Origin of the sequence: uncultured Aggregatibacter sp., assembly GCF_901873365.1 — a bacterium.
Classification (GTDB): domain Bacteria; phylum Pseudomonadota; class Gammaproteobacteria; order Enterobacterales; family Pasteurellaceae; genus Aggregatibacter.
The window spans coordinates 53,301-65,359 of record NZ_CABFLM010000137.1; the positions used below are offsets into that span (position 1 = coordinate 53,301).

General features: G+C 41.3%; 15 protein-coding genes and 2 tRNA genes. 5 read left to right on the forward strand and 12 right to left on the reverse strand.

Going from position 1 to position 12,059, the window contains the following annotated elements:
- Positions 1-110: 110 nt before the first annotated feature.
- Positions 111-923 (reverse strand): 5'-nucleotidase, lipoprotein e(P4) family, encoded by an 813-nt coding sequence (locus tag QZ106_RS10585; RefSeq protein WP_295976768.1) that lies wholly within the window; start codon positions 921-923, stop codon positions 111-113.
- A gap of 112 nt (positions 924-1,035) precedes the next feature.
- Here QZ106_RS10585 and QZ106_RS10590 point away from each other — a divergent pair, with 112 nt between their 5' ends.
- The 5 genes from QZ106_RS10590 to QZ106_RS10610 all read left to right on the forward strand — a co-directional run bounded on the left by QZ106_RS10590 (position 1,036) and on the right by QZ106_RS10610 (position 5,161).
- Positions 1,036-2,898, forward strand: a complete 1,863-nt coding sequence (locus tag QZ106_RS10590; RefSeq protein WP_295976769.1) for a monovalent cation:proton antiporter-2 (CPA2) family protein — start codon at positions 1,036-1,038, stop codon at positions 2,896-2,898.
- Positions 2,899-3,063: 165 nt separating this feature from the next.
- A tRNA-Lys gene (locus QZ106_RS10595) sits at positions 3,064-3,139 on the forward strand.
- Positions 3,140-3,170: 31 nt separating this feature from the next.
- Positions 3,171-3,247: transfer RNA gene (locus tag QZ106_RS10600), tRNA-Lys, on the forward strand.
- Positions 3,248-3,446: 199 nt separating this feature from the next.
- Entirely contained in the window at positions 3,447-3,977 is a 531-nt protein-coding gene (locus tag QZ106_RS10605) for a DUF1190 domain-containing protein (RefSeq protein WP_295976785.1), read from the forward strand.
- Between the two features lie 2 nt (positions 3,978-3,979).
- On the forward strand, positions 3,980-5,161 hold the full coding sequence (locus QZ106_RS10610; protein ID WP_295976770.1) for a glutathionylspermidine synthase family protein: 1,182 nt from the start codon (positions 3,980-3,982) through the stop codon (positions 5,159-5,161).
- A gap of 412 nt (positions 5,162-5,573) precedes the next feature.
- On the opposite strand, the gene QZ106_RS10615 is transcribed toward QZ106_RS10610, so the two are convergent.
- The 11 genes from QZ106_RS10615 to QZ106_RS10665 form a co-directional block, all read right to left on the reverse strand.
- A complete protein-coding gene (locus tag QZ106_RS10615; RefSeq protein WP_295976771.1) occupies positions 5,574-5,963 on the reverse strand; it encodes a helix-turn-helix domain-containing protein in 390 nt (129 codons plus the stop codon).
- An 11-nt stretch (positions 5,964-5,974) separates the two neighbouring features.
- Positions 5,975-6,238, reverse strand: a complete 264-nt coding sequence (locus tag QZ106_RS10620; RefSeq protein ID WP_295976772.1) for a type II toxin-antitoxin system RelE/ParE family toxin — start codon at positions 6,236-6,238, stop codon at positions 5,975-5,977.
- A gap of 482 nt (positions 6,239-6,720) precedes the next feature.
- Positions 6,721-8,613 carry a phage/plasmid primase, P4 family gene (locus tag QZ106_RS10625; protein ID WP_295976773.1) on the reverse strand — a complete coding sequence of 631 codons (1,893 nt, stop codon included), beginning with the start codon at positions 8,611-8,613 and terminating at the stop codon, positions 6,721-6,723.
- Entirely contained in the window at positions 8,610-8,900 is a 291-nt protein-coding gene (locus QZ106_RS10630) for a hypothetical protein (protein WP_295976774.1), read from the reverse strand. Before QZ106_RS10630 ends, QZ106_RS10625 begins: the two co-directional genes overlap by 4 nt.
- A 10-nt stretch (positions 8,901-8,910) precedes the next feature.
- Entirely contained in the window at positions 8,911-9,108 is a 198-nt protein-coding gene (locus QZ106_RS10635) for a hypothetical protein (RefSeq protein ID WP_295976775.1), read from the reverse strand.
- Positions 9,105-9,341: a hypothetical protein gene (locus QZ106_RS10640; RefSeq protein ID WP_295976776.1), complete on the reverse strand. Its 237-nt coding sequence runs from the start codon at positions 9,339-9,341 to the stop codon at positions 9,105-9,107. The genes QZ106_RS10635 and QZ106_RS10640 overlap by 4 nt, the downstream gene beginning before the upstream one ends.
- On the reverse strand, positions 9,334-9,957 hold the full coding sequence (locus tag QZ106_RS10645) for a host cell division inhibitor Icd-like protein (protein ID WP_295976777.1): 624 nt from the start codon (positions 9,955-9,957) through the stop codon (positions 9,334-9,336). The genes QZ106_RS10640 and QZ106_RS10645 overlap by 8 nt, the downstream gene beginning before the upstream one ends.
- 66 nt (positions 9,958-10,023) lie before the next feature.
- Positions 10,024-10,257, reverse strand: a complete 234-nt coding sequence (locus QZ106_RS10650) for a transposase (protein WP_295976778.1) — start codon at positions 10,255-10,257, stop codon at positions 10,024-10,026.
- Positions 10,245-10,448: an AlpA family transcriptional regulator gene (locus QZ106_RS10655; protein ID WP_295976779.1), complete on the reverse strand. Its 204-nt coding sequence runs from the start codon at positions 10,446-10,448 to the stop codon at positions 10,245-10,247. Before QZ106_RS10655 ends, QZ106_RS10650 begins: the two co-directional genes overlap by 13 nt.
- A 45-nt stretch (positions 10,449-10,493) precedes the next feature.
- Complete coding sequence (locus QZ106_RS10660) at positions 10,494-11,492, reverse strand: phage major capsid protein, P2 family (protein ID WP_295976780.1); 999 nt, start codon at positions 11,490-11,492, stop codon at positions 10,494-10,496.
- A gap of 336 nt (positions 11,493-11,828) precedes the next feature.
- Positions 11,829-12,059: hypothetical protein (locus QZ106_RS10665; protein ID WP_295976782.1), on the reverse strand; the 231-nt coding region annotated here is incomplete at its 5' end.

The window sequence follows — 12,059 nt, forward strand, 5'->3', positions numbered from 1 at the left end:
TATGTGGTGTTCTCCGTAACGTTCTCCCCTAAAAAATACGATAAAAAATCACCGCACTTGAGATTCACATCAAGTGCGGTGATTTTTATCAACGTTTTTCCACAAAGAAATTATTTACCGCTCCACGCTTTAATTGCGTCTAAACGGGTTTTCACTTTGCTTTGGGAATCGCCTTTGAAATAATCTTTGGCTAAACCACCTTCCCAACCACCGTAGTTCGGGTTAGGAAGCACAATGTAGCTTTTACCAAATTTCGCTTGGTTTTTCGCCACAAAATCACGACGTTCTGCATTTAGTTTGCCATGTGTCTCGTCACCGAAGTCGTCTAAGTTATCACCGACATACAGTACAATTTCATAACCTTGGCTTTCAATTTCAGCAAAACGGGCAGATTTAGCAGACTTATCTTTTTTGAGGTAAAGAGAAGATTCATCAACACCAGTAAAGCCCAAACGTTTCATGTCGTCAATAGTGCCGGCTTTTTCATTTTTATCTTTGCGATTAGACACATAGAACATTTTACCTTTGTGTGCATTCACGTAATTGTTAAATTCCACCGCACCCGCAATGGCACCAGATTCTCTGGCATCAACCCAGCGTGTCCAATCTTTACCATCAAACGGTTTGTTGTTTTTAACTTGCCAACCGGCATATGCGCTGTTATCAATCATGGTTTCATCTAAATCCACGACAACGGCTTTTTTCTTGCCTTTTTTCACTTTTGCCTGATCAAAGGCGACTTTAGCGGTGTTAAATGCTTGATAAGCCAACGCATTATATTCACCGGATTCTTGCATCCAGTTAATTCCTAATACAGCTTGTTGCTGTAATTGCGCATCTCCTTTTGACGTATTTTGTGCACAACCCACTAATACAAAGGCTGACATTGCAGCAACTGCAGTCAGTTTTAGTGTATTTTTCATTGTTTTTTTCCTCTTGATTTATGTGATAAATACCTAAAAATTATAGCAAGCATCATGTATAATTAATAGCACTCTCTTACCCATTCTCTTTCTTTTTTCATAAGGTTTTACAATGACTGAATTATCCAATCCTGAGCTCGTCAAAACGGTCGTTTTATTAGCCACCAGTGTCACAATCGTACCGCTTTTTAAACGTATTGGATTGGGAAGCGTACTCGGTTATTTAGTCGCCGGCTGTTTAATCGGGCCATCCGGTTTTGGGCTGTTTCAAGATCCTTCCAATATTGTTCACATGGCCGAGCTAGGCGTGGTAATGTTCCTATTTATCATCGGTTTAGAAATGCACCCTGAACGCTTGTGGGCAATGCGTAAAGCGATTTTTGGACGAGGGTTGCTACAAGTCGCTGTTTCCGGTGTATTGTTAACATTAATCGGAATTAACCTGTTAAACCTGAGTTTTCCTGTTGCCTTTATTGCGGCAATGGGTTTTACACTTTCTTCCACCGCAATCGTCATGCAAGTTTTAGAAGAACGGGGGATTAGTTCTACGCCAAAAGGTCAACGCGTGGTTTCTACGTTATTATTTGAAGATCTTTCCATCGTTCCTCTCTTGGCATTTGTCGCCTTTCTTTCACCAGAAAGCAATAATTCCGCCCATTCTACCAACTGGGCAGGCATTGGCGTCGCGTTGGCTGCCGTATTGGGTTTAGTCGCTGCCGGTAAATGGCTGATGAATCCGATTTTCCGAATGATTTCTAAAGCGCATATTCGAGAAATGATGACTGCCGCAGCATTATTAGTGGTGCTTGGTGCGGCATTAGCTATGGAAATTAGCGGATTATCCATGGCGATGGGCGCATTTGTCGCCGGTGTGATGTTATCTGAATCCGCTTTCCGACATCAATTAGAAGCGGACATTGAACCATTCCGTGGATTATTACTGGGCTTATTTTTTATGGGCGTCGGGATGTCATTAGATTTCGCTTTAGTTTGGCATAATGCATTATGGTTGCTTGGCATTGTTTTTCTTTATATTTTAGGTAAGGCAATCAGTGTGTATGGCGTGGCTCGCCTCACATTATTAAATCATAACGAAGCCATTGGCCGCATGACGATCATGGCGCACGGTGGGGAATTTGCCTTTGTTTTATTTTCCGCAGCCACCACTGCCGGCGTGTTATCTGCCGACTTAAATGCCACCTTTACGGCAGCCGTGATCATTTCTATGCTGTTCTCACCGCTAATTGTGTTATTGCTCCGCCGATTATCAAAACCGAATACGCCGGTGAATACCAATAACGATCAGGTAGATAGTATCGATTTAATTGAAAGTGTCGAAAATAATGTTGTTGTGTTGGGATTCGGGCGCTTTAGTCAAATTGTGTGTCAAACATTATTGGCAAGAGGCATCCAAGTTACCGTGATTGACGCGAATATTGATCGTATTCGCTCTGCCGCAAAATTTGGTTTTAAAGTGTACTATGGTGATGGTTCCCGCTTAGATGTTTTGCGTGCCTGTGGCCTAGAAAAAGCCTCTTGTTTAATCTTGGGGATTAGTGATACCCATAGTATCGAATTGATTGTCGAGCAGATTAAGCAAGAATATCCGTTATTGCCGGTGCTGGCGAGAACTTACGATCGGCAAAGTGCGGTCAATTTAATGAAACTTAATATTGATTTTCAAATTCGTGAGACTTTTGAATCTGCCTTACTTTTAGGACGTGAAGCGCTAATACGTTTAGGGGTTGCGCAAGTTGAAGCAGATGAAGTGGTGACAGCCATTCGTCAATTAGACCAAGAGCGTTTAAATGAGGAAGTATTACATGGTTTCTCAGCGGAATTGGTTAAAAAATATTGGACGCCAAAACCGTTTGTTCGTCCGACACAACACGCGGAAGCGTTAAATGAAGGGGCAGCCGATATTCTTTCTCAAAAGGAAGAAACCGGTTTAGAAGAACTCAACGGCGGAAAATAAAAATGAGAAATGAGGGTTAGAAGAAATGAAATCGCAATGCCCTCATATCGCGGCACTTTTTAGCCAAAAACCATATAAAGTTCGAGAAAATCGAATAAAAATAAATTTTTTATTGATTTTTAAAATAAAATCAGTATCATAAGTCCCCGTTCTAACACACGAGATGGGTCGTTAGCTCAGTCGGTAGAGCAGCGGACTTTTAATCCGTTGGTCGAAGGTTCGAATCCTTCACGACCCACCACTTCGCCATTAGAAAAGCTGTATATCCTAACGGGTCGTTAGCTTAGTCCGGTAGAGCAGTGGACTCTTAATCCATTGGTCATAGGTTCGAATCCTATACGACCCACCACATTTCTCTACATTATTCTCCTATACCTATCAAATATAACGAATTCCTAGCTCACAAGCCGGCTTTTTAATTTTCCTCTCTTCTTATCGTTAACGACAACACTGTGTTATTATTCTGCTTTTTGAAGTAACGGGTTTTGATAAAATGAGCATTCCCTGTTATAGAGAATAAAAGACAACTTAACGGTATAACGTTTATGATGAAAAAGAAAAATCAAATTTTAGTGACATTATCCGTGGTAGCGCTGTTGGGCGGCTGCTCGGAAGATGAAGTACAACGCGATGTGTACAACAGTCTGGACGATTGCATTGCGGACTGGATTAGACCGGAATTATGCGAACAGGATAAATCTCAAAGCGCAAACACGAACCCTGTGGCAAATAACAATGGCAGTGTGGCGAGTAGCGAAAATAATACGGTTGCCGGCGACAATAATGCCACGTCAACCACCACCGCCAGCGGCGATGAAGGCCCTTCTATCGGCAGCGCCATTGCCGGTGCGGCGGCAGGTTATATGATCGCTAAAGCCATGAGTGGTTTTCTCGGGCCGAGTTACAATCCAAATAATCGCGCCGTTTCGACACCAACCGGGCAAATTATTCGACCACAAGGCAACCATTCTGTGGGGAAACCGGTGTTGGTTAAGGGCGGCACCGGCAGTGCGAACAGCAAACCTGTTTCACGCGGTGGGTTTAGTAGCAGTAACACCAGTAAAAGTGGCGGTGGTTAATCATGAAACGTATCACCGGTATTCCAACCCGTCCCGACATGGTGCAACAGCTGCTTGAGGTGGGCTTTGATTATTACAATTTGCCGTCTTCCGATGGTTCGCATTATTGGTCGGACAATGTTGCCTACGAATTTACGTTGGCAGAAATCGACAAAATTGAAGATGCCACTAACGAATTGCATGCCATGTGTATAGATTTTGTCGCCGATGAAGTGAAACAAGGCGATTACGAGCATTATCGCTTTACCGATTTACAAAAAAATCTGATCGAACAATCTTGGCGTGAAAACGCACCGCACTTATATGGGCGTTTTGATTTCGGTTATGACGGCGACAATCTCAAAATGTTTGAATATAACGCCGATACACCGACCTCTTTGCTGGAGGCGGCAGTGGTGCAATGGCAGTGGTTGGAACAAGTGGAAGGCTTACCGAATCGTGACCAATTCAACTGGATTCACGAAGAATTGATTACCCGTTTTTCCGTGTTGCAACAGCAAAGTGGCAAAACCGGTTTCCATTTTGCTGCGATGGCAGATGCCGGACGGGAAGATTGGGGCAATTTGGATTATATTGCGGATGTAGCCTATAACGCTGGTTGGCATATTCACCGCTTGACCATTGAAGATATCGGCTACGATAACGACACGCAACAATTTGTCGATCTCAATAACCAACCCATTGAAACGCTATTCAAATTGTATCCGTTAGAATGGATGACGACGACAGAATACGCACCGTATATGTTAAACAGTGCAACGCAATTTTTTGAACCGGCATGGAAATTGTTACTGAGCAATAAAGCCCTGCTCGCTAAACTGTGGCAAAAACACCCGACCCACCCGTACTTATTGCCAACCTATTTCAATCGACACGACATTACGGATCGCAATGCTATTTGGGTGAAAAAACCGTTATTAGGCCGCGAAGGTGCTAATGTGTTTTATTATGAAAAAAGTAATGGCTTGGAGTTTGCCGCCAAAGGCAGTGAGCATTCAAATTTCTACGCCAATGCAGGCTATATTTATCAGCAGAAATTTGAGTTACCGAATTTTGATGGGATGTATCCGGTCATCGGTTCTTGGGTGGTGGGCGATGTGGCATGCGGCATGGGCTTGCGGGAAGATTTCACCGCCGTCACCGGCAACGACAGCCATTTTATCCCCCATTATTTCGTGGAATAAATTAACCCTTTATCTACTCCCTCAAAAGCCCCAAAGCACGAGGGAGTTATATGGGGAGTTAAAAACGACAACAAAGACAAACATTCACGAACAAAAACGACAAATAGAAAAATGATAATATGCTGTTTTTGCTATGATTTTTGACAAGAAAGACGTTATTTGACAAGTGAAGTGGCGGTGAGAGGGAACATCAATTCTTTACGTTCAAGCCTTGTCTTTACTGTTTTTTTTCCTGTTTTATTTGTTTTAGTGGGTGTTAAACTGGGATCTAAAATTCTGTTGCAATCTAAATCACGTGGGAAAAATTGGCAAGTAATATTATTTAATTTGGTTTTAAGTTAGAAAGCAGAAAAGCCCGTTTGATAGGGCTTTATATGGTGATTATTGAGGGAGTATTGCCTTCTATTTGCGTTTAAAGCTCTAATTGTTCCGGTTTGCATTGGTAGATTTTCGCCAATTTTTCACGGGTCTTTTTCTGTGGCTTGCTTTCTTTGCGCTCCGCCTGTGAAATAGCGGATTGGGTTAATCCGGTGCGTTCTGCCACGTCTGCCTGTGAAAGGTTGCGATATACGCGCCATGCGGCAAGTAGGCTCACATCTTGTTCAAACATGATATTTACGACATCATTCGGAATTAATTCTCCACCGTCTTCAGTGGCTTCAATCGGAATATCTTCCCATTCTGCCAAGTCTTCATCAAAAGGGCTTGCCTTCATCAATAAATTTTCATATTCCGCAATTGGTAAAATAATAAATTCCGGTTGCCCTTCCGGGTTGTTTATGTATCTGTGATTTAGGCTCATGTTGCTTTCCTCTAACTGTAAGTGCGTTCGCTTCGGCGTTTTATCGCTTGGATATTAATAACCTTCGGCTGCCCGTTTATGACTTCAAAAATAACACGATAATTGCCCACTCTTAACCGCCATTTTCCTTCCTCGCCTTTTAGTTTCTTAGTATCTAGTGCTTCATTGGGAAAGCCGCCTAAAGCGTTGACTTTCTCCCTAATAGCTTTTTGATAACGGCTATCTATTTTTAAAAGTTGCCGTAAGGCGTCTTTCGTCCAGTTTACGATATTCATCGTGCTCCCTTGGTGAATTGAATAATTAGATTATAAGTTAATTTTTTATTTGATCAATAAGTAAATTAGATTTTATGTTTGATTTAGGTGAGATTTGGTGAACTGTCACGGGTATCCGGTGAGCATTTACGATTTGAAAAATCAAAATTTATGTGTAAGTAAACCGATTTCACTTTTTTATTTCACTTTTTCACTTTTTCACTCTAAATACACCTAACCTATTGATTTATGTTGACAAAAGTAAGAGTGAAAAAAATAAATTGTTTATTTATTAAGCTGTTTTAATCACTTTTTCACTATTTTTTTCACTTTTTCACTTTATCACTTACAAAGAAGTTAATAAAAACACTTATATATTAATGAGTTAGAAACAAAAAAGTGAAAAAGTGAAAAAGTGAAACGAAAAAATCAATTTTTGGAAAAAATATAAAATTGAGATAAAAAAATCACATTTCGGTTAAAAAATGTGATTTTTTAATATCTTAGGCATTTCGCCATTTTCTTACAGTATTTTCTTTATCTTTGAATTGAACATTGGTGTAGTTATATCCGCCCTGTAATTGCCGATTCTGAAAGCGGGTTTTATACCCCGCCGTTTTAAAAGCAATATCCAATTCCTGTTTTAGATCATTCGGTTTTAACCGGGATTTTTCCGGGCGACCGTGAATATCGCAAAATAGCAGATAAATCCAATATAAACGCTCATAGACAAGTGGGCTATCATTTGCCGGCATGCCTCGGGAGCTACCAAAAATCAGGCATTGATTCGTAACTTGTTCAATTAAGGTAAATTCTTCGATAAATTCCAAGATATGATCGTTTTTTACTTTCATTTCTAATGCCTCTTTGCTTTTTCTTTGTCGTTCAAGGGCTTTTTTCGCGTCGTTTGGATCCTTAAATTCATCGTACAGTTTGCGAATAATGCCGCCTAATTCGTTTTGGATTTTCTCAACTAAGTGTTCATCCTTGTCTTTGTCTTCTACCGCACGGGTAAACGGGAAAAGCACGCGCCGCCGCTCCATGCCACCTCCGTCGTTTTTGTAAATCGGCAGAGTATTTGAACAAATGGCTACCACGGCATTGACTTTCGCGCTGAAAGATTTTTTATTTTTCGGGTTAAAAGAGACTTCATCACCGCCGGAAATGCGTTTTAAAATGGAAGAATCGCCCACATATCGCGCCTGATCCGGTGAGAATAAAAAGGTTTTATTTAGGATAATATCTCGCGCCTTTTCATCTTTTAGCAATTCAAGATCAATGGCGGTGTAATTGCCCTCGCCGCTAATCATTTTTGCCACTTGCAAAAATGTACTTTTACCGCCGCCCGGTTCGCCGATTAATTCTAAGGTTAATTGCCAATCGTGGCGGTTATTCAGGATCATATAAAGTGCGGCCAATAAAGATTTTTTCCGTTCTGCACTGTCGTTACTAATAAAATCTATCCATTTATCAAAATTCGGCGTAGGTGTTTGCGTTTCCAAATAGTCGCAAGGGTTGAATCCGGTTAAATAATACTCCTTACAATGTGGCATGAATTGCAAGGTGTTTTTATTTAGCACGCCATTTTTAAACGCTAATAATTTTGCGTCGGTTTTTTGGAATAAAGGCAAATCAACGTTTAAGCATTTGATAACCCGATCTAACGTATCTACGCTTTTATATTTGGTGTTGTATTCTTCGAAAAAGGTTTTAATTTTTCGCTGTAACTCATTTTCGCCCATCACTTCCCATATGATACCGTTATAACCATAAATGGAGCCTTGCTCTGAATGATAGGCTAACGGTTTTTTCAACCACTTATAAAAATATTCGGCTAAATCCGCCGGGGAAAGTTTTTTTATGGTTTCAGCATCCAGCTCAATCATTTCCGGGGAAAGGGTTTGTTCGGTTGTTTTGATTTCTTGCCGAATGCGGGCAATATAACCGCTCAAGTCTTCCAATAATTCCCCTATACTATTTTTGAGGGCAAAGGTGCGAACATTTGTGGTTTTAGCTAAATGCGTACAAAGTGCGGTGATGATTTCCTGATTTTCTCGAATGGTGGTTCCGCCTTCACTGCTTTTCACTTTGAAAAAATCGTCCGTATCAATGATGCTCGCCACTTTATGACCACTCGGCAGCACCGAAAGATCAGTCAGGTTTTTTAGTGCCTTTTCATCTAAGATTACTGGGATCTCCTGATAACGGTTAGGATTGTCGCCGTCATTGCTATCAAGCAGTAACTGCCATTTAATGCCTTGTCCGTTGGTCTTTTCGTCTCTTGGGTTATGCCGGTAAAACGTCCACGGCTCGCCAATTAAAATGTAAATTTCCTGCTCCGGTGCTATGTTTTGCTTTAACAAGGCTTTTAAATTAGGGGCTTTTTTTAACGTCATTTTCTGCACTCCCTAGGATTTCGATTTTTAAAAAAGGTGATGACATCGGTCGCAAAATATTTTTTCGGTGCACGGGGGCGCGGGTCTCCAAGTGTCGGCGGAAATGCCGGGTCTTTGATTAATGTTTGAATGACATAACCATAAGAACAACCAGCAAAATTTGCTACGTCGTGTGGCGTCCAAATTTTGCCTTCCGTATGTTGTGCGTTTTCCAGTTGCTGCACGCGGTTTTTTAAGGTTTCAACTTCACTAAGTAAAAGCTTCACAATGTTTGGCTTATTTTCCATGGTTGCCCCCTTATCGCTGTTTCCGTCTGGCGCATTTTTCGCGTTTTTGGGCGCGCTTACGCCGATTTTTCTGCTGCTGTTTGACTTGCCGTAGGGCTTTATTAAATAAGGCTTGGTGATCAATAGCCGCCGCGCCCTCTACTTCATCCGCATCGGTAAAAATTTCAATAACCGTGCCATCCGGGAGGGTAATTTTATGCGTCATCATTGCGTACCTCCTTGTGGGTGAGGCGTTGCCGGAAAACATTGCCCTAATTTGGCATGAATTGCGTCGCATTGAAGGTGTTGAAAATGTGCAATATCCAACATCAAGTCGCGCAACTCGTTTACATTCTTCAAATAATCCATGGCGCCCGCCATTTCTAAACAGGTGCTTAACGTGTTCAAACGGGAAATCTCGGTTTGAATCTCGTCCAAAAAGGAAAGGGGAATATTAGGCATGCGCACCTCCTTGGGTCGGAAGGGCAAAAAGAGGAGAATGCGCCGCAGAAGTGCGGTCGTTTTTCAGGGTGTTTTTTAGGTTGATTTTGCCGGCAAGAACAAGAATAAAGGTGCAAGCAAATTGGGCGCGTGCGTCTCGTTCGGTTTCGGCGTTGATGCGAATTTTCTGAATATGATTAGAGAGATCAGTGCGACGAATAGCCGCAAAAATGAATTGTTTCATCTGCGTAGTTTCCTTTAGTAATTTTTCAGGAACTACCGCTAGACTTCTCACGGTCGGGCGGTAGAACGTAACAGGGTGAGAAACTGCCACTAAAGGAAAACAGCCAACCGCAAAGGGTTGCCCATTACGCTCTACCATTGGAAATAGCTTATCAGAAATAAGGCTATTTTTGTTTGATAGGTAAATTGCACGAACAAAAAAAGCACGATTCGGCGTGCTGTTGTTCGCCTTTAGTAAACTCAGCTTCTCACGGCTGGCATTCGATTTTGCGAATGCGGATTTAATATAGTTTAATCTCGTTTTATCTGTCAAGAGAAAAAGCGGAAAATAGAGGTTAGCTTGCGTTAATGATTTGATTTTTAAGTCTTTTAAAGGTAAATTAATTTCACTCATGAGTGACCTCCTTATGAGTTAAAAAATTTGTTATTGGGTAAGGCTTATTCTTCGCGGAGTAAGCCTTTATTTTTGGCGGCGTTGCCGGGCGCGGGTTTTATCTTGTTGCCAAATGTGGTTTTCTGCCACCGGGGAAAATTCCCACGTGGCGATTTCATCTAAATTGGCATTAATCCGCACTTTAAGGCGGCATTCATAGCAATAAGCCGTCGCCCGTGTTAAGCACGCGCTCGGGCGTTCAGAATTGCGAATATTTAACGCCTTGCCACATTCCGGGCAATCAATCCTCAAGCCACGCATTCTGCCGCCTGTTTGTTCGGGTTTTGCTTTTCTAACCACGCCAACACATCATCTTTACTCCAACGGTTTGAACGCCCGTATTTCAAGGGTTTAGGGAAATCCGTTTTCTTCATTAAATGGTAAATACTGGTACGTTTTCCCACGCCCATTTCTGCCAAGTCTTGATAAGTTAATAGGGTTTTTGTTGTCATGTTCTGCCTCATCAAATTAAGTGCGGAATTGACCGCACTTTGATCTTATTTTTCACTAAACACCACGTTTTTCGGCTCAATTGCCGTCATTAAATCCACTTTTTCAACAACGTAAGCATCATTACGGCGGAAACTGTTAATCACGCCAACTTTGTCCTCATCATCATAAATGGCACGGTATACACTGCCTCTTTGCGTATAAATGCTTAAATTACGGAAAGTGGTAACAACTGCGCCTTTAGGCGGAAAGCAAGGCGGGATCACGGCGGGCATACCGCCATAATAATTCGCTAAATAATGCGAATTTGCTGCGGTGTCGCCGGGGCGTTGGTTTTCAATGGTATTGGCATAAATTGCGTCTTCTTTGGCGGCCAATTCGCTTCCCACGAAAAAGACTAAATCATTTCGGTTTTGGTAGTGTGCCGGGAGTTTCTGACGTAGGGCGGCAGCTAATTCATTGAGATTTTTATAGTCGGCATTCTCGGCAAATAGTGAAATTCGCCCGGCTTTCTTGCCTTGAGTGATGACATGCTCCGGTTTCTTCTGTTTAAGCTGAGCCGGCCAACCAATATTCACGTCCGATAGATCGGCAGCTTGCGTATTTTGCGCCACGCTTTCGCCATTCCAACCGATCTGCAACATGTCTAGAACAAATTGGCTTTCCGTTAATGCGATGTAATTTTCCTCAAAGTTTTCCTGTAGGCTGGTTAATTCGTCAATCAACTGCCACGGGATAAAAACGCCGCTATCCGCTTCTTGGGTTTGATATTGGTCGCGATGGAGCAGGCGTGAACGGTGGCGTTCATCTTTTTGGCGTCCGGTGGTTGTGCCATCCAATGCGCCAAATAGGTTTTTTCCGCTTGGTTCTGCCACGGTTAACCAGTTGATTTCCCGTAAGAAATTAGAACGCCCGGAAAGCTCCTTCATGTATTCCTTTTGGGCGTCTTCCGTTAACCAGGAGGAAAGCATTCGCTCCCCTTTAAAGGCTTCTACACGGTATTTTTCTGCGTTTTTTTCGATAAAGTTTTCAAAAGCTTTTTTCATGATTTTTTCCTCTGTGGGTTTTGTCCAAAATATTCAACAATCATTTAAAACGTTCGCCTTTGTTTGTTTTTGATTGCGGGAGGAAGTTTAGAAAAGAAAAAAATAAGACATGAAAAATTAAGAAAAAAAAGAGTTATTTCACAAAATTAACTTCATAAGTTATTGTTTTCATTATTATTAATTTTATAATTCTTATAGTTTTAGCTAAAGTGACTAAAGTTAGAAAGGATACTTCTTAAGTTGTTGATATATAAACTATTTTTTCAGAAATTTTCTTAAAATAAAAAAGCCTTAAATTCTCTTTTGAAAAATTTAAGGCATTTGTTAATTACGTTTCTATTCAGGGAGTTTATATACGAATTCATTTAGTGTATTTGTAAGCGTTGATACACTCCTTGAATCGCTTTCCGGATAACCGCTTTCAATCAATTTATTGGTAATCCGGTGTATGGTTGCTGATATTGCATTTATGGAGATTTTACCATTTTCATTAAATAATTTTTCTTGATTGGGTTTGTAAAATTTAGGATTGTGCATATGAATTAATCCATTAATAATATTTTCATA